15 protein-coding genes are annotated in these 17,257 nt (G+C 70.1%); 9 read left to right on the top strand and 6 right to left on the bottom strand.

Annotated features, from left to right (window positions below):
- Positions 1-181: 181 nt before the first annotated feature.
- Entirely contained in the window at positions 182-991 is an 810-nt protein-coding gene (locus ACQPZW_RS03595) for a hypothetical protein (RefSeq protein WP_433793405.1), read from the top strand.
- A 193-nt stretch (positions 992-1,184) separates the two neighbouring features.
- Here ACQPZW_RS03595 and ACQPZW_RS03600 read toward each other — a convergent pair whose 3' ends face one another.
- Together ACQPZW_RS03600 and ACQPZW_RS03605 are read right to left on the bottom strand one after the other, a co-directional pair.
- Positions 1,185-1,475, bottom strand: coding sequence for a chorismate mutase (locus tag ACQPZW_RS03600; protein WP_433793406.1), 291 nt, complete (start codon positions 1,473-1,475; stop codon positions 1,185-1,187).
- Positions 1,476-1,727: 252 nt separating this feature from the next.
- The gene (locus ACQPZW_RS03605) at positions 1,728-3,569 is read right to left on the bottom strand and encodes a bifunctional metallophosphatase/5'-nucleotidase (RefSeq protein WP_433793407.1); all 1,842 of its coding nucleotides are present in this window, start codon (positions 3,567-3,569) and stop codon (positions 1,728-1,730) included.
- 138 nt (positions 3,570-3,707) lie between these two features.
- On the opposite strand from ACQPZW_RS03605, the gene pcrA reads away from it, so the two are divergent.
- Complete coding sequence (gene pcrA / locus ACQPZW_RS03610) at positions 3,708-6,134, top strand: DNA helicase PcrA (RefSeq protein WP_433793408.1); 2,427 nt, start codon at positions 3,708-3,710, stop codon at positions 6,132-6,134.
- Here pcrA and ACQPZW_RS03615 read toward each other — a convergent pair.
- A complete protein-coding gene (locus ACQPZW_RS03615) occupies positions 6,131-6,907 on the bottom strand; it encodes a M23 family metallopeptidase (protein ID WP_433793409.1) in 777 nt (258 codons plus the stop codon). The two genes, pcrA and ACQPZW_RS03615, sit on opposite strands and share 4 nt — an antisense overlap.
- A 125-nt stretch (positions 6,908-7,032) precedes the next feature.
- Positions 7,033-7,770: a M23 family metallopeptidase gene (locus ACQPZW_RS03620; protein WP_433793410.1), complete on the bottom strand. Its 738-nt coding sequence runs from the start codon at positions 7,768-7,770 to the stop codon at positions 7,033-7,035.
- Between the two features lie 422 nt (positions 7,771-8,192).
- Here ACQPZW_RS03620 and ACQPZW_RS03625 point away from each other — a divergent pair, with 422 nt between their 5' ends.
- From ACQPZW_RS03625 to mdh, 7 genes are all read left to right on the top strand, one after another.
- A complete protein-coding gene (locus tag ACQPZW_RS03625; RefSeq protein ID WP_433797411.1) occupies positions 8,193-8,597 on the top strand; it encodes a cobalamin B12-binding domain-containing protein in 405 nt (134 codons plus the stop codon).
- A 623-nt stretch (positions 8,598-9,220) separates the two neighbouring features.
- Positions 9,221-10,399 (top strand): ADP-forming succinate--CoA ligase subunit beta, encoded by a 1,179-nt coding sequence (gene sucC, locus ACQPZW_RS03630; RefSeq protein WP_433793411.1) that lies wholly within the window; start codon positions 9,221-9,223, stop codon positions 10,397-10,399.
- Between the two features lie 4 nt (positions 10,400-10,403).
- Positions 10,404-11,285, top strand: a complete 882-nt coding sequence (gene sucD / locus ACQPZW_RS03635) for a succinate--CoA ligase subunit alpha (protein WP_433793412.1) — start codon at positions 10,404-10,406, stop codon at positions 11,283-11,285.
- Between the two features lie 107 nt (positions 11,286-11,392).
- Positions 11,393-12,838, top strand: coding sequence for a cell division protein PerM (locus ACQPZW_RS03640; RefSeq protein ID WP_433793413.1), 1,446 nt, complete (start codon positions 11,393-11,395; stop codon positions 12,836-12,838).
- Positions 12,839-12,917: 79 nt separating this feature from the next.
- Positions 12,918-13,535 carry a phosphoribosylglycinamide formyltransferase gene (gene purN / locus ACQPZW_RS03645; protein ID WP_433793414.1) on the top strand — a complete coding sequence of 206 codons (618 nt, stop codon included), beginning with the start codon at positions 12,918-12,920 and terminating at the stop codon, positions 13,533-13,535.
- A complete protein-coding gene (gene purH / locus ACQPZW_RS03650; RefSeq protein WP_433793415.1) occupies positions 13,532-15,103 on the top strand; it encodes a bifunctional phosphoribosylaminoimidazolecarboxamide formyltransferase/IMP cyclohydrolase in 1,572 nt (523 codons plus the stop codon). The genes purN and purH overlap by 4 nt, the downstream gene beginning before the upstream one ends.
- A gap of 107 nt (positions 15,104-15,210) precedes the next feature.
- Positions 15,211-16,161 (top strand): malate dehydrogenase, encoded by a 951-nt coding sequence (mdh, locus tag ACQPZW_RS03655; RefSeq protein ID WP_433793416.1) that lies wholly within the window; start codon positions 15,211-15,213, stop codon positions 16,159-16,161.
- Between the two features lie 40 nt (positions 16,162-16,201).
- Here mdh and ACQPZW_RS03660 read toward each other — a convergent pair whose 3' ends face one another.
- Complete coding sequence (locus ACQPZW_RS03660; RefSeq protein ID WP_433793417.1) at positions 16,202-16,807, bottom strand: hypothetical protein; 606 nt, start codon at positions 16,805-16,807, stop codon at positions 16,202-16,204.
- A gap of 38 nt (positions 16,808-16,845) precedes the next feature.
- Positions 16,846-17,250, bottom strand: a complete 405-nt coding sequence (locus tag ACQPZW_RS03665; RefSeq protein ID WP_433793418.1) for a hypothetical protein — start codon at positions 17,248-17,250, stop codon at positions 16,846-16,848.
- Between the last annotated feature and the right edge of the window lie 7 nt (positions 17,251-17,257).

Consider the following 17,257-nt stretch of genomic DNA (forward strand, 5'->3'; position numbering starts at 1 on the left):
TCTCCCGGCCTGAGTCGTTTCCACAACGACGGGGCCCCCGAGAACGACCCTACGTTCGGGGTCAATTGAAAGAGCATATTTTGATAGACGAAAACGCTACTTCAGAGTCTTTGCCTCGTTAGTCCGATATGGCACCGTCTGTTTACCGAGTTACCTACCTGAGAGGAAAACGGTAAACAGCATGAACAGGACTATGCGTTCGGTGACGATGGCCGGGCTCGGCCTTCTCGCCGGTGCCACCGTCGCCACTGCGCCGGCGATGGCCTCCGGAACCACTACCGCTGCGGCGAAGCCGGAGAAGACCGCGGTCCAGACCTACGGCACCTACGGGGACACCGTCGTCGGGTACTACGGCACGCGTGGCGGCTGCCAGCAGGCTGCCGTCTTCGGCGGGCGCCGTGGCTTCTGGGCCACCTCGGCCTACAGCTGCAACACCGTCTCGGTCATCCCCGCCGGCGTCGTCGGCGTCCGTCCGGGCGCCTACGCGCTCCTGGTCGACCCGAACGACTGCAACTGGGGTGCGTCGGGCTTCCAGAGCTACTACACCACTCAGGCCTTCCGCTTCTCCGGTGACAGCTTCCTGGCGTACGGCCCGACGTGGCGCGCCTGGGTCGCCAGCCCGGTCGGCATCAGCCCGTTCGGCTACCGCTCCGGCTTCAGCCACTGGTGGAAGTTCGGTAACCGCGGCAAGAGCTGGGGCGGCCGCTGGGGCAACTGGGGCTACGGCGGCGGCTGGGGCGGCGGCCACGGCGGCGGCTGGGGCGGCGGCTACGGCGGCGGTCACGGTGGCGGCCACGGCGGCGGTCACGGTGGCGGCTACGGCGGCGGGAACGGTGGCGGCTACGGCGGCGGTCACGGTGGCGGCGGCGGCCTCGGCGGCGTCCTCGGCGGCGTCCTCGGCGGCGGCTACGGCGGCGGTCACGGTGGCGGCGGCGGTAACGGCGGCGGTCACGGTGGCGGGAACGGCGGCGGCCACGGCGGCAGCCGGTAAGGGGGTCACGCCTACATAGAAGTCACGGACCGCGGCGGACATCCGCCGCATCTGTGAGACGACACCGTTCAACGGTGGTTGCTTGACTGCAGCCGGGCCACTTCGGCCCGGCTGCAGTCCGTTGACGGGTCGGAGCGGGCCGGCCGCAGCTCGTCGCTGGATCAGCTCCGGCCGGCCGAAGCTCGTCGACGGGTCAGAGCGGGCCGCGGCCCGAGCGCAGCAGCAGGAGCGCGACCTGGGTGCCGTCCGGCCCCAGCGCCTCCCGGAAGTGCTCGATGATCTCCCGCTCGCGGGCCAGTACGAGGCGGGTGCCGCCGCTGGCCATCCGGGTCTTGCCGACCTCCTGCGACAGGGCCGCGCGTTCCTGCCACAACTCGATGATCGTCTTGTCGATCTCGTTGATGCGCTCACGAATGGCGACGATCTTGGCGGCGGCTTCGTTCTCGCCCGCGCCGGTGGTCTGGTCCATCACGTCGGCGGTCATGTCCTGCTCCTCGGGTGCTGGAGTCCCGGCCACCCCGGCCCGGACAGCATCAAGCCCCGGGCTGGGAGGCCCGGGGCTTGATGTAGGTCTGGGGTTCAGGAGCGACCTACGACTGCCCCGGCCATGGAGAAAAGGCACGGCCGGTGCCATAGGTAAAAAATCGCGCCTGCTGGATCACGAGCCGAGTATGCCCCCGGCTCGGACGGTCCCGCAAGGAAACCGCCCGAGTGTTGGGACGAAAGTCTGCGCTGATCAGGAGGTGGTCGAAATGCGGTCGGCCGGGCCCGGCGCGATCGGGCCGGTGGCCAGATGGGCCACGAGCGCGTCCACGTCGAAGCCCGGCGCGATGACGCGCCCGTCCGGTCCCTGGTTCAGGTTGCTGAACCCGTCACCGCCGTTGGCCAGGAAGTCGTTGGTGGTGACCAGGTAGTTCGCGGCCGGGTCGATCGGCGTCCCGTTCAGGGCCAGGTTGCTGATCTTCGATCCGGGCGTGGCCGAGGCGCTCCACGTGTAGGTCAGACCGGCCGACACCTGCAGGATCCGCTGGGTGGTCTGCCCGGCGAACCCGACGAACTGCTGCTCCAGCGCGTCCTTGATCTCGGCGCCGGTGAAGGTCTGCGTGACGACCAGGTTGTTGAACGGCTGGACGGTGAACGCCTCGCCATAGGTGACCTGGCCGTACGCCTCGCCGCCGCTGGACTGGTCGGCGTCCAGGTCGGCGCGGACGCCACCGGGGTTCATGAACGCGATCTGAGCGCCGGCGGACCGGGTGTAGGCGAGCTGCGCGTCGGCGATCACGTCACCGAGCGGGCTCTCCCCGGCCGCGGTCGTGGTACGCACGATGTCCGTGCTGATGCTGCCGACCAGCCGGTTCGCGATCGGGGCGACCGCGGTGCGGTACTTGTCGGCGACCTTCTTGGCGGCGGCGTCGACGGTGTCGGGATTCTTGAGGTACGCCCCGGACGCGTCCCGCTTCCAGCCGCCGTTGCCGTCCGGCACCCCGTTCTCGACGATCACGTTCTTCGCGGTGATCTCGGTGAACCTGCCGGTCCGCCGGTCCAGCGTGTAGTCGATGTCGGTGACCAGCTGGCCGTTGCTGCCGGCGCTGGTGACGACGGTGTCGACGCCCTTGCTGTTCGGCAGCTTGCACGAGTAGAAGCGGTGCGTGTGCCCGGAGACGACCACGCCGATCTCGGGAGCGAGCCCGGCCACGATCGGCTTCAGCGGCCCGTTGAAGCCGGTGCAGTCGGAGACCCCCGGCGTGGGTGTGACCGACGCCTGCGAGCCGCCCTCGTGCAGCAGCAGGACCTGGGCCCTCACCCCGAAGAGCCGCAGCACCGAGCTCCACCTGTTGGCGGTCTCCACCTCGTCGGTGAAGGTGACGTCCTTGATGCCGGCCGGGTTCACGATGCCGGGCGTGCCCTCCAGCGTCATGCCGATGAACCCGACCGGCACACCGTTCACATACCGGATGTCGATCGGCGGCAGGATCGGCAGTCTCGTCTTCTTGCTGATGGTGTTGGCGGCCAGGTAGGTGAACTTCGCACCCTGGTACGGGTCGCCGTCCTGGCATCCGTCGACCGGGTGACAGCCGCCGCGCTGGATCCGGATCAGCTCGCTGACGCCCTCGTCGAACTCGTGGTTGCCGACCGAGCTGACCTGCAGCCCGATCTGGTTCATCAGCTCGATCGTCGGCTCGTCGTGGAACGCGGCGCTGACCAGCGGGGTCGCGCCGATCAGGTCACCGGCGCCGGCGGTGATCGTGGTGCGCCCGTCGGCCTGAGCCTCGGCGCGCAGCTTCTTCAGATAGGTGGCCAGATACTCCACGCCACCCGCGGGCGTGCTGGTGCCGCCGGCGTTCACCACCGCACCGCTGCCGGTGGGTGGGTCGATCGCGCCGTGGAAGTCGTTGTAGCTGAGGAACTGGCCCTTCACGACGGCGCCCCGGGGCGTGCCGTGGGACACGGAGACCGCGGCGAACTCGGGCGGCGGCGCGGCCGCCGCGGTCTGCGCGGGTGAGACCGTGGTGAGCAGGCCGGCGGCGGCCAGCAGGGCTATCGGCGCGGCGAGTTGCCGGCGCTTCGGAAGAGGCATGGGATCGATCCCCCGATCGGAGAGACTTCTTCACCAACCGGCTCAGCCTAAAGGTGTGAGATTCATAGTTCACCGCTGATGTACGAGCCGGTCGGCGCCGCATTCGTGTCGGGGGTGCCGCATACAATGTTCCCCGCGATGCGACCTTCCTCAGAACCTTCCGACGCCCTGTTCCCCCTGCCCGCGGTGCGGACTCCGGAGGCGCCCCGGCCGGCGCCGCGGCCGGTGTCGCCCCGGCTCGACCCGGAAGCGCTGCTGACCGGCCTCAACGGTCCTCAGCGGGATGCGGTCACCCACTCCGGGGGACCGCTGCTCATCGTGGCCGGCGCCGGCTCGGGCAAGACCCGGGTGCTGACCCATCGGATCGCGTATCTGCTGGCCGAGCGCAACGCACATCCGGGCGAGATCATGGCGATCACGTTCACCAACAAGGCCGCCGGTGAGATGAAGGAGCGGGTCGCCCATCTGGTCGGTCCGCGCGCCCGGATGATGTGGGTGTCGACCTTCCACTCGGCGTGCGTGCGCATCCTGCGCGCCGAGCACGAGCACGCCGGGCTGAAGAGCACGTTCTCCATCTACGACGCCGACGACTCGCGCCGTCTCATGACCCTCGTGGCCCGCGAGCTCGACCTCGACCCGAAGCGGTACACCGCACGGGGCCTGGCCGCCCAGGTGTCGAACCTGAAGAACGAGTTGATCGAGCCGGACGGGTTCAAGGCGAACGCGAAGGGGCCGAACGAGCGGGCCGTCGCCGAGGCGTACGAGTTGTATCAGCGGCGGCTGCGTGAGGCGCACGCGCTGGACTTCGACGACATCATCATGACCGTGGTGCACCTGTTCCAGTCGCACCCGCACCTGGCCGAGGCGTACCGTCGCCGGTTCCGGCACGTGATGGTCGACGAGTACCAGGACACCAACCACGCGCAGTACACGCTGATCCGCGAGCTGGTCGGCTCCGGCGACGAGGCGTCCGAGCTGTGCGTGGTCGGCGACGCGGACCAGTCGATCTACGCGTTCCGTGGGGCCACGATCCGCAACATCCTGGAGTTCGAGCGCGACTATCCGCAGGCGCGCACGATCCTGCTGGAGCAGAACTACCGGTCCACCCAGACCATCCTGACCGCCGCCAACGCGGTGATCGACCGGAACACGTCGCGCAAGCCCAAGCGGCTCTGGAGCGATCAGGGCCCGGGTGAGCAGATCGTCGGTTACGTGGCCGACACCGAGCACTCCGAGGCCGACTGGGTGGCCCGCGAGATCGACCGGCTCACCGACAACCACGACGTGCGCCCCGGTGACGTGGCCGTCTTCTACCGGACGAACGCGCAGTCCCGTGTCTTCGAGGAGGTGTTCATCCGGGTCGGCCTGCCCTACAAGGTGGTCGGCGGGGTGCGCTTCTACGAGCGCAAGGAGGTCCGCGACGCGCTGGGCTACCTGCGCGCGATCGTGAACGACGACGACACGGTCAGCATCCGGCGGGTGCTGAACACCCCGAAACGGGGCATCGGCGACCGGGCCGAGGCGTGCGTCGAGGCACTGTCGTCGCGCGACCGGGTCTCGTTCGGTCAGGCGCTGCGCCGGGCCAAGGACGCGCCGGGCATCTCCACCCGCGCGGTCAACAGCATCAACGACTTCGTGCAGCTGCTCGACGACCTGCGGGTGCTCGCGCTGTCCGCCCCGCCGGAGGAGGTGCTGGAGGCGGTCCTGCAGCGCTCCGGGCTGCTCAGCGAGCTGGAGGAGAGCCTCGACCCGCAGGACCAGGGCCGTGTGGAGAACCTTCAGGAGCTGGTGAGCGTCGCCCGGGAGTACACCGAGCGCGTCGAGTCGCTGGCCGACGAGGACGTGGAGCAGGTCGCGACCTTGGCCGGGTTCCTGGAGCAGGTGGCGCTGGTGGCCGACGCCGACCAGATCCCCGACGACGACCCCGACCATCAGGGCGTGGTCACGCTGATGACCCTGCACACCGCGAAGGGCCTGGAGTTCCCGGTGGTCTTCCTGACCGGCCTGGAGGACGGCGTGTTCCCGCACATGCGGGCGCTCGGCGACAACTCCGAGCTGGAGGAGGAGCGCCGGTTGGCGTATGTCGGGATCACCCGGGCCCGGCAGCGGCTCTACCTGTCCCGCGCGGTGACCCGGTCGGCGTGGGGCCAGCCGCAGTACAACCCGCCCTCACGGTTCACCGACGAGCTGCCGGTCGAGCTGGTGCGGTGGGAGCGGACCGGTGGGTCGTACACGTCCTGGTCGGGGACCGGCGGCGGAGTGGGCGGCCGCGCCGGCGGATTCGGCTCGGGCGAGCGGCAGCGCGGCGGCGGCTTCTCCGGCGGCACGCCGAAGGCGCAGCGCATCGCCGAGCGGCTCGGCATCGACGCCAGCAAGCTGGCCACCGCCAGCGATCTGAAGCAGGCGCCCAAGGTGGATGCCGGAGACAGGGTCAACCATCAGAGGTACGGTCTGGGCCGCGTCCTGACGGTCGAGGGGCAGGGCCCGGGCACCCGTGTCCAGATCGACTTCGGCGACCAGGTGATGTGGCTGATCCTGCGGCACGCCCCGATCGAGAAACTCTAACCCTCCGGTGTGGAGCAGCCCTGGATCTCCACGCCGCGCTCGCGCATCCACGCGGTCGGCTCGACCGGGTTCGGGAAGTGGTCCAGGTGCACCTCGAAATGCAGGTGCGGTCCGGTCGAGTGCCCGGTCGAGCCCTCGTCTCCGATGTGCTCGCCGGCCCTGACCCGCTGACCGATCTCCACACCGATCGCCGACAGGTGCCCGTAGTGGGTGAGCCGGCCGTCGCCGTGGTCGATCAGGACCGCATTGCCATACCCTCCGTTCGGCCCGGCCGCGACGACCACGCCGGCTCCGGCCGCGACGATGGCCGTGCCGTGCGGCGCGGCCAGATCGACACCGGCGTGCAGGCGGCCCCAGCGCTGCCCGAAGCAGGACGTGACCTCCGCCGACGGATTCGGGTGCGTCCACCGGACCCGGGGGAGTGGCCTGGTCTTACGGAGGGCGGGGGCGGCGTTCGGGGCGACGGCCCGCGGGACCGGGGCCGAGCGGTCGAGGGTCTTGCCGGGTGCCTCGTCCCCGGCCGGCGCCACGACTGGCAGGGCTCCGGGGGCGTGCGCGGCTGTCGGCAGGCCCCCGCCGCCACCGATCGGCGAGGCCGAGGCGGCCATGCTCACGGCGCCGATGCCGGCGGCCAGGGTGGCGCTCAGCGCGGTGACCGAGAGGGCGGTACGGCTGCTGGTGGCGAAGAGTGCGGGGAAGGCGGGGGCGCGGTGCCGGCCCAGATTCTCCTGCCGGTGGCGTCCACCTCGGCCGGATGACGAATGCTGCCCCACGCGGATGGTCCCCCCGGCTGCCGTGACGTTGTGCTGTCACGTACCTGTCGGCGCGGGAACGGGGGCGCTTACGTGGAAAGTCGACGTTCAACCCAGTTGCAACTGGGTAGGAGGATATGCGGTGGTTAGGAAGCCTCGGCGTCCAAGGCGGCGTACACCGACTCCATCTTGAGCTTGATGCTGACGCCGCGCTCCTCGAGGAAGGTGATCGGGTCGACCGGCGTGCCCTTGATGTGCACTTCGAGGTGCAGGTGTGTGCCGTACGAATACCCGGTGTTGCCCACCTCGCCGATCACCTGACCGGCCTTGACCACATCGCCCTTGTTCACCAGCGTGCGCCGGGAGTGGGCGTAGATCATCTCGGTGCCGTCGTCCTGCCGGATGGTGATCTGGTAGCCATATCCACCGGAGTAACCGGCGGCCGTCACCGTTCCCCCGTGCACCGCCTTGTAGGGCGTGCCGTCCGGGGCGGCGAGGTCGATACCGGCGTGCAGCTTGCCGAACCGGACACCGTAGGCCGACGTGAACTCGTAGTCGTCGAGCGGCAGAAGGTAGACGTCCTTCGCGGCGTCGTCGGCGCTGAGCTGAGTGTTGGCCTCGCGGTTCTCGCCACGGGAGGCCGCGTTGTCCCCGTCACGGTTCTCCAGGGCGTCGGTGGTGATCGACGAGCCCTTGGACAGACTCTGCAGGACGTCGGGGTCGACTGCCTTGTTGTCCGGAAGGTTGGAGGCCGCGCCCAGGGCGACGACACCGGCTCCGACGAAGGCGGAGGTGACAACGACTGCGTAGCGGCTGCGCGGAGGTGTCGGCACTCGGCGCCGACCGCGATAGCGATCGGGCTCAGACGACAAGCGCTGGCGCACGAAGAATCCTCCGTCAGTGGCATTGCGGCGACAGATCCTCGGTTCAGACCCCGGGAAATTGGGTTGAACAGTGGTCCGCCGGACTGTCGTTGTGGGGGGAACCTGTGCGACAGCCGTGGCCACGGTAACGAAACGGCAGCCCGGTCACAAGTCGCAGCGCCAATTTCATGACAGTTCCTGGTCAGCATTGATCAGCTATTGTCCGAATTGGTCTGCTTTCCGGATCCCTCATGTGTCGACTCTAAGTAATGGCCATGAAAGCTCTCAGTAATGTGACCCAAAGAACAATTCCTCCTGACGGGTGGCCGTCACCTCCGGGTACCGGGGCCCCGCGTGGCGGGTTACCGTTCGTTAAGGTGACCGCGGAGGGCGGCCCGCAGCGGCGGCCGGACACCGGGGTCGGACAGCCCGAAGGGGTCAGCATGCAAGCACGGATCAGGGTCGTCGTCGCCAAGCCCGGGCTGGACGGGCATGACCGCGGTGCCAAGGTGATCGCGCGTGCGCTGCGCGACGCGGGCATGGAGGTGATCTACACCGGCCTGCACCAGACGCCCGAGCAGATCGTGGAGACCGCGATTCAGGAGGACGCCGACGGCATCGGGCTGTCCGTTCTCTCCGGGGCGCACATGACACTCTTTCGGAGAGTGCTGGAACTGTTGGCGGAGCGTGATGCCTCGGACATCGTGGTATTCGGCGGGGGCATCATTCCCGAGGACGACATCACGGAATTGCAATCACTCGGGGTAGCCGGCCTATTCACGCCGGGTGCATCCCTCGAATCCATCGTCGAATGGGTCCGCGCCAATGTGGCAGCGTCCGTCAGTTGATTCGCGAGTAGATTTCGGCTGCTTGCCGGCGCTGTCCCGGCAGCGCTGAGGCGCCGGGTCTCCGACCTCTGCCCGGCGCGGACCTCAGCGCGGTGCAGACATCGGCCCAGCGCAAGGGGAGAGGCCGGACGCACCCCTCACACGTCCGGCCCCTCTATGCGCGATGCCCCGCCGCCACCCCTCGACCGACAGGGCATCGGCCGCTTCCTTGCGGACGCCGTAGCGCTCCGACACCACACTCAACGACCCCCTCCCGGGCGGGTTACGCGCGCTCGCGTGATTTTTCCGCCGGCCGCGCGAGCGGGGCTGCCGGCCGGTGCGAGCTGCGCCGGCACATCGCCGCCGACCGCTGGAGCGAGTTCTCTGTGTCCACACGGTGCACGGTGGCCTCTACCGTCCCGGAGCTGCGCATTCGTCACTCCGGTGTGTGGTCTTGCACACCGCGCACCCGCGCGCTCACCGAGCCGGTTCAGGTCGCTAGTCTGCGGGTGAAGGCCATTTCGCAGCTGTGGGAAGGCCGGACGATCCTCACGCTGGCGGCGCGCCGCGCTGCCCCGCGCACACAGGTCGGGACGCAATGGTGCGGCTTGCCGGCGCTTGGCGTCGCGAGCGAAAGGAGACACGTGGACCTGTTCGAGTATCAGGGGCGCGACCTGTTCGAACGGCACGGGCTGCCCGTGCTGGGCGGCGGCGTCGCCGAGACCCCGCAGGAGGCCCGGGCGATCGCCGAGCGCCTCGGTGGCAAGGTCGTCGTCAAGGCACAGGTCAAGGTCGGTGGCCGCGGCAAGGCCGGCGGCGTCAAGCTGGCCGACGGAGCCGACGAGGCCGAGGCCCGCGCGAGCGACATCCTGGGCATGGACATCAAGGACCACACGGTCCACAAGGTGATGCTGGCCGAGACGGCCGACATCGTGGAGGAGTACTACTTCTCCTATCTGCTGGACCGGGCCAACCGGACGTTCCTGTGCATCGCCAGTGTCGCCGGCGGCATGGAGATCGAGACGGTCGCCGAGGAGGACCCCGAGCGGGTCGCCAAGATCGCGATCGACGCGAGCAAGGGCGTGGACGAGGCGAAGGCGCGCGAGATCGTGACCGCCGCCAAGTTCCCCGCCGATGTCGCCGACCAGGTCGTCGACATCGCGGTCAAGCTGTGGCAGGCGTTCGTCGCCGAGGACGCCACGCTGGTCGAGGTCAACCCGCTGGCCAAGGTGGGCGACGGCCGGGTGCTGGCCCTCGACGCCAAGGTCACCCTCGACGAGAACGCCGGTTTCCGGCACCCCGACCACGAGGCGCTCGAGGACAAGTCCGCGGTCGACCCGCTGGAGCAGGCCGCCAAGGCCAAGAACCTCAACTACGTCAAGCTCGACGGCGAGGTCGGCATCATCGGTAACGGCGCCGGCCTGGTCATGTCGACCCTGGACGTGGTGGCCTACGCGGGCGAGAGCCACGGCGGCGTCAAGCCGGCCAACTTCCTCGACATCGGCGGCGGCGCCAGCGCCCAGGTGATGGCGAACGGCCTGGAGATCGTCCTCGGCGACCCGGCCGTGAAGTCGGTCTTCGTGAACGTGTTCGGTGGCATCACGGCCTGCGACGCGGTCGCCAACGGCATCATCCAGGCCCTCGAGCTGCTCGCCGAGCGCGGCGAGACCGTCACCAAGCCGCTCGTGGTCCGCCTCGACGGCAACAACGCCGAGGCCGGCCGGGCCATCCTCGACGGAGCGAACAACCCGCTGGTCGAGCGGGTGGACACGATGGACGGAGCGGCCCAGCGCGCCGCCGAGCTCGCGGCTGCGGGGAAGTGAACTAATGGCGATCTGGCTCACCAAGGACTCCAAGGTCATCGTCCAGGGCATCACCGGTGGTGAGGGCTCCAAGCACACCAAGCGGATGCTCGCCGCGGGCACCCAGGTAGTAGGCGGCGTCAACCCGCGCAAGGCCGGCACCAAGGTGGACTTCGACGGCACCGAGCTGCCCGTCTTCGCCACCGTCGCCGAGGCGATCGCCGAGACCGGCGCCGACGTGTCGGTCATCTTCGTCCCGCCGGCGTTCACCAAGGCCGCGGTCGTCGAAGCGATCGACGCCGAGATCCCGCTGGCCGTGGTGATCACCGAGGGCGTGCCGGTGCAGGACTCGGCGGCTTTCTGGGCGTACAACGTGGCCAAGGGCCAGAAGACCCGGATCATCGGGCCGAACTGCCCCGGCATCGCGTCGCCCGGCGCCTCCAACGCCGGCATCATCCCGGCCGACATCACCCCGCAGGGCCGCATCGGCCTGGTCAGCAAGAGCGGCACGCTGACCTACCAGCTGATGTACGAGCTGCGCGAGTTCGGCTTCTCCACCGCCGTCGGCATCGGTGGCGACCCGGTCATCGGCACCACCCACATCGACGCGCTCAAGGCCTTTCAGGAGGACCCGGAGACCGACGCGATCGTGATGATCGGTGAGATCGGCGGCGACGCCGAGGAGCGTGCGGCCGAGTTCATCAAGGCCAACGTCACCAAGCCGGTCGTCGGCTACATCGCCGGCTTCACCGCGCCGCCCGGGAAGACGATGGGCCACGCCGGCGCCATCATCTCCGGCTCGGCCGGCACCGCCGACGCCAAGAAGGTCGCCCTCGAGGCGGCCGGGGTCAAGGTCGGCAAGACGCCGTCCGAGACCGCCCAGCTCATGCGCGACATCTTGAGCTGATCACGGCTGTGGAAACGGCGCGCTGTCGATCGGGAACCGACCTGATCGGCGGCGCGCCGTCGTTTCTGCATCGCCGCACCGGCCACGGCATGGAAAAGTAGGCGCCGATGTCCAGCACAACCGACCGACCCGGCGGCTCGGAGGACCCGTTCGCGGTCGCCGAGGCGCTGCAGTCCGTGGTGCGGGACACGGCCGCTCTCGATCGCGAGGCGCTCACGCCGCCGGAGGACCGGCCCACCGAGGCCATCCCGGTCGGTGACGGCCACCGCGACACCGTGGTCGTCGACGACGCGATGCTCGGCCGCCGGGAGACCGTGCGGGTGCCCGTCCAACGCCGGCCACCGCAGGGGCGCGGAGCCCCACTGCCGGTGGCGGTGCTCTTCGCGACCGTGTGGGCGGCCCTGCTCACCTACCTCCCGGTGGCCGCGGTGATCGGGCTGGCCCGCACCCTCGAGGGCTCCGGCGGGCTCATCGCCGCGGCGCACGCCGGACTGGCCGGCTGGCTGCTCGGGCACGGCGTTCCGATCGGCACCTCGATCGGGCCGCTCGCACTGGCGCCGCTGCTGCTCACGGGGCTGATCGTCTGGCGGCTCAACCGGGCGGGACTGCACGTCACCCGCGCCATCGGGGCCCGGCGCACCGGGTCGTTCGGGAAGGCGCTCCTGGTCGCGGTCGCGGTCGGTACGGCGTACACCCTGATCGGTGTCCTGGCCGCCCAGGTCACCGACGGCCGCGGCACCGGGATCTCCACCGCCCGCGCCGCGGCGCATTTCCTCGCCCTCGGCCTCGCCGGGGCGCTGCTCGGCTCGCTCCGCGGCACCGGCGCCGTGACCACGCTGGCCCGGCGGCTGCCACCGGCGCTGCGGCACGGCATCCGCACCGGGCTGGTCGCCGCGTTCCTGATCGTCGGGGCCGGCGCGGTCGTCGGCGGCCTGGCGGTCGCGCTCGGCGGCGCCCAGGCCGCCGAGATCATCGCCAACTACCGGACCGGCGTCGCCGGACAGGCCGGCATCATCCTGATCAGCATGGGGTACGCGGTGAACGCCACCGTCTGGGTGGCCGCCTACCTGCTCGGCCCGGGATTCGCGATCGGCGTCGACTCGGCGGTCCGGCTGACCGAGGTGACGCTCGGCCCGCCCCCGATGGTGCCGCTGATCGCCGGCCTCCCCGAAGGCCCGATGGGTGCGGCCGGGACGGTGCTGCTCGCGCTGCCGGTGATCGCCGGGGCGGTGGCCGGCTGGACCCTCACCCAACGGCTGCGGTTCGGCCGGGAGAGCGCGTGGCGGGCCACTCGCCGCAAGAGCAAGGGCAAGGTCACCGTCGCCGACGCCGAGCCGCCGTGGCCGCTGGTGATCATGTCGAGCCTGCTCGCCGGGCCGGTCGCCGGGCTGGTGCTGGCCGGGCTCGCCTGGGCGTCCGGTGGCGCGCTCGGCTCCGGGCGGCTGTCCCGGATCGGCCCTGACCCGATACAGACCGGCATCGTCACCGCGATCGTGGTGGCCGTCGCGGTCACCCTGGGCGCGGCCGCGACCCGGGCCTTCCGCCGTCGCTGAAAAGCGGTTGCGATCGGGGTGAGCCGTCTGAAACGCCCCGGTTGCCGGGCGCCCGCCGAGGCGACGATAGGGTGCACAGGTGACTGACCCCGCGCCCGCCCGCCTGGTCGTTCTCATCTCCGGGTCGGGCAGCAACCTGCAGGCTCTTCTCGAAGCGACAGCCGACCCGGCGTATGGCGCGACGGTGGTCGCCGTCGGTGCCGACCGGGACGGGATCGCCGGACTGGGCCACGCCACGGCCGCCGGGATCCCCACGTTCGTCGACTCGGTGAAGTCCTACCCGACCCGTGACGACTGGGACGCCGCACTGACCGCGCACGTCGCCGAGCACCGGCCCGACCTGGTCATCTCGGCCGGGTTCCTCAAGCTCGTCGGCAAGCAGTTCCTGGACGCGTTCGGCGATCGGTACATCAACACGCACAACGCGCTGCTCCCCGCGTTCCCGGGAATCCACGGGCCGCGGGACGCGCTGGCGTACGGCGTGAAGGTGGCCGGAGCGACGCTCTTCTTCGTGGACGCCGGTGTCGACACCGGGCCGATCATCGCGCAGACCGTGGTCCCCGTGCTCGACGACGACACGGAGGAGACGCTCACCGAGCGCATCAAGGTGGCCGAACGGGCCCAGCTGGTCGAGTTCGTCGGCAAGCTGGTCCGCGACGGCTGGACCATTCAGGACAGAAAGGTACGGATTTCGTGACCACCTCTTCTGACGAGGGGCGCCGTCCGATCAAGCGGGCGCTGCTGAGTGTCTGGTACAAGGACGGCATCGTCGAGCTGGCCCAGGCCCTGCACGCCGCCGGAGTGCAGATCGTCTCCACCGGTTCGACCGCGTCGACCGTGGAGAAGGCCGGTGTGCCGGTCACCCGGGTGGAGGAGCTGACCGGGTTCCCGGAGATCCTCAGCGACCGGGTCAAGACCCTGCACCCCAAGGTGCACGCCGGTCTGTTGGCCGACCTGCGGCTGGAGGGCCACGTCCAGGAGCTCGCCGAGTTGGGCATCGAGCCGTTCGACCTGCTCGTCAGCAACCTGTACCCGTTCACCGAGACGGTGGCCTCCGGTGCGGGCGTCGAGGACTGCATCGCGAAGATCGACATCGGTGGTCCGGCGATGGTCCGGTCCGCGGCCAAGAACCACGCGTCCGTTGCGGTCGTCACGGCCGTCTCGGCGTACCCCCTGATCGTCGACGCTCTCGCCGAAGGCGGATTCTCGCTGGCCCAGCGGCGCGCGCTGGCTGCCCGGGCCTTCGCGGACATCGCGGAGTACGACGTCGCCGTAGCTCGCTGGACCGCCTCGGCGCTCGCCGCCGACGCTCCCGAGTGGCCGGCGTTCGACGGGCTCGCGCTGCGCCTGGAGAACACCCTGCGGTACGGGGAGAACCCGCACCAGAAGGCCGCCCTGTACGTGGACCCGGCGGCGCCGGCCGGTCTGGCCCAGGCGGAGCTCCTGCACGGCGGCGAGCTGTCGTTCAACAACTACGTCGACGCGGACGCCGCCTGGCGCAGCGCCAACGACTTCACCGAGCCGTGTGTCGCGATCATCAAGCACGCCAACCCGTGCGGCATCGCGATCGGCGCGGACGTGGCCGAGGCGCACCGCAAGGCGCACGCCTGTGACCCGCTGTCGGCGTACGGCGGCGTGATCGCGGTCAACCAGGAGGTGACGCTGGAGCTGGCCAAGCAGCTCGACGGCATCCTGACCGAGGCGATCGTGGCCCCCTCCTTCCAGGCCGAGGCGCTCGAGCTCTTCCGCGGCAAGAAGAAGCTGCGGGTGCTGGCCGCCCCCGTCTGGAACCCGCCGCCCGCCGAGATCAAGCAGGTCAGCGGCGGTGTGCTGGTGCAGACCGCGGACCGGATCGACGCGTCCGGCGACGACCCGGCCAACTGGACGCTGGCCACCGGCACGGCGCTCACCGGCGCTGACCTGGCTGACCTGGTGTTCGCGTGGCGGGCGGTGCGGGGGGTGAAGAGCAACGCGATCCTGCTGGCCAAGGGCGGCGCGACCGTCGGAGTCGGCATGGGGCAGGTCAACCGGGTCGACTCGGCGCACCTCGCGGTGAACCGGGCCGGCGTCGAGCGTGCCGCGGGCAGTGTGGCCGCCTCCGACGCGTTCTTCCCGTTCCCGGACGGCCTGGAGGTGCTGATCGCGGCCGGTGTGAAGGCGGTCGTGCAACCGGGCGGCTCGATCCGCGACGAGTCGGTCATCGAGGCGGCGGCGAAGGCCGGTCTGACCGTCTACCTGACCGGAACCCGCCACTTCTACCACTGAGCGTGACAGCAGTGGCTTAGGTCCCCTCGGACCGACCGGCTCGTAACGGCGTGTTAACCGGCTGATACGGTCGCGAAAAGTCGCCCGGACACTGGGAGTGCAGAGCTATGGGCAAGAAGGTAACCGTCGTAGGCGCCGGTTTCTACGGGTCCACGACCGCACAGCGTCTCGCCGAGTACGACATCTTCGAGACGGTGGTTCTCACCGACATCATCGACGGCAAGCCGGCCGGTCTCGCGCTCGACATCAACCAGTCCCGGTCGATCGAGGGCTTCGAGACCAAGGTCGTCGGCGTCTCCACCGGCCCGAACGGTGAGGGCTACGAGGCCATCGAGGGCTCGGACGTCGTCGTGGTCACCGCCGGTCTGCCGCGTAAGCCGGGCATGAGCCGGATGGACCTGCTCGAGGTCAACGCGAAGATCGTTCGTCAGGTCGCCGAGAACATCAAGAAGTACGCGCCGAACGCCGTCGTCATCGTGGTGTCGAACCCGGTGGACGAGATGACCGCGCTGGCCCAGCTGGCGACCCAGTTCCCGAAGAACCAGGTGTTCGGCCAGGCCGGTGTGCTCGACACCGCCCGGTTCACCAACTTCATCGCCGAGGAGCTCAACGTCCCGGTGAAGAGCGTCAAGGCGCTGACCCTGGGCTCGCACGGCGACACCATGGTTCCGGTGCCGTCGCGCTGCACGGTCGACGGCAAGCCGCTCTCCGAGCTGCTCCCGGCCGAGAAGATCGAGGAGCTGGTCGTCCGGACCCGTAACGGTGGCGCCGAGGTGGTCGCGCTGCTGAAGACCGGTTCGGCGTACTACGCCCCGTCGGCTGCCGCGGCCCGCATGGCCAAGGCCGTCGCCGAGGACTCCGGCGAGGTCGTGCCGGTCTGCGCGTGGGTCGACGGGGAGTACGGGATCTCCGGCGTCTACCTGGGCGTCGAGGCCGAGCTGGGCGCCACCGGCATCCGCAAGGTCGTCGAGGACAAGCTCACCGACACCGAGCTGGCCGGCCTGAAGGAGGCCGCTGAGGCGGTCCGCGCCAAGCAGGCGGACGTCGCCGAGCTCTGAGTCGCACACTGAAGGCCGGGGCGAACGCTCGCCCCGGCCTTCAGACTGTCAGTGCCGCGGCGATCAGGGTGATGAGCACGCAGAGAGCGACGACCGCAGTGGTCGGCCCGCGGGGCGCGTTCTTGGCCAGCGCGAACGGCACCACCAGGACCGGGATGACTCCGGCCGGGGCGGCCCAGCGCATGCCGTGGACGAAGGCGGCCCCACCGGCCCCGCTGATCAGGTGGACGATCGGGAAGTCGTCGAACGGGAAGAGCACCAGCGCGGTCGGTGACACGGCGACGGCCGCCGCGCCGATCGTGTAACACCAGCCCCGGTGCACCCGTTTCCAGAGCAGCACGAGGGCCCAGCCCAGCCCGAACACGGCGAAGACGATCACCCAGCCGGCGATCGCCATGGCCTGGGGGTTGCCGCCGGTCAGTCCGCGTACCCCGTCGACGTAGGCCCGTGCGGTGGTCTCCCGGACGGCGAAGAGCACGAAGTACGTCACACTGCCGACCAGCCAGGCGAGAGCACCGAGCGTGACCCGGCCGATCGACGGCACCGGCGGCTCGGGTGGTGAGGCAGGTGGGGCGGTGGTGATGCCGCGGGCGCGGCTCGGCACGGTCTTGGCGCTGCGCCGTTTTCGGCGGGCGGGTCGGCTCACGACCCCGCCGGCCGGACATCGGAGAACATCGCCCGATGTTAATGGGCGAGCGCGAGCGCGACGGTGAGGGACACGACCGCGGCCGACCCCACCAGGACGGGACCCCACCGGCGGAGCAGCGGGTCCTCGAAGACGATCACACCGGCCGTCACCAGCACGGTGATCCAGGCGGTCTGCCCACCGACGACGAAGTCGGAGCCACCACCGGGGAACGGGTCCTTGTCCGCGCGGGTGGGGAGGAACCAGAGCACGACCGGCACGGTCAGGGCGGCGACGGTGACCAGCGGGAGGCGACCGGTCCTCAGGCAGCCGGCCCCGACGCCCGCGACGAGGACCACGAAGCTCCAGCCGGCGAGAACGAGCAGTGCGGGCCGGTCGCCGACGAGGCTCTCGGCGGTACGGATGACGTCGTCGCGGAAAAGGGCACCCGTGACGAGCGACACGACGATG

Origin of the sequence: Actinoplanes sp. CA-252034, from assembly GCF_050956125.1 — a bacterium.
In the GTDB taxonomy this organism is placed as follows: Bacteria; Actinomycetota; Actinomycetes; order Mycobacteriales; family Micromonosporaceae; genus Actinoplanes.

Excerpts from the sequence above, each read along its gene's own strand:
- ACQPZW_RS03595 (WP_433793405.1), top strand. The coding sequence starts at position 182 with ATGAACAGGACTATGCGTTCGGTGACGATGGCCGGGCTCGGCCTTCTC.
- ACQPZW_RS03600 (WP_433793406.1), bottom strand. The coding sequence starts at position 1,475 with ATGACCGCCGACGTGATGGACCAGACCACCGGCGCGGGCGAGAACGAA.
- ACQPZW_RS03605 (WP_433793407.1), bottom strand. The coding sequence starts at position 3,569 with ATGCCTCTTCCGAAGCGCCGGCAACTCGCCGCGCCGATAGCCCTGCTG.
- pcrA (WP_433793408.1), top strand. The coding sequence starts at position 3,708 with ATGCGACCTTCCTCAGAACCTTCCGACGCCCTGTTCCCCCTGCCCGCG.
- ACQPZW_RS03625 (WP_433797411.1), top strand. The coding sequence starts at position 8,193 with ATGCAAGCACGGATCAGGGTCGTCGTCGCCAAGCCCGGGCTGGACGGG.
- sucD (WP_433793412.1), top strand. The coding sequence starts at position 10,404 with ATGGCGATCTGGCTCACCAAGGACTCCAAGGTCATCGTCCAGGGCATC.
- ACQPZW_RS03640 (WP_433793413.1), top strand. The coding sequence starts at position 11,393 with ATGTCCAGCACAACCGACCGACCCGGCGGCTCGGAGGACCCGTTCGCG.
- mdh (WP_433793416.1), top strand. The coding sequence starts at position 15,211 with ATGGGCAAGAAGGTAACCGTCGTAGGCGCCGGTTTCTACGGGTCCACG.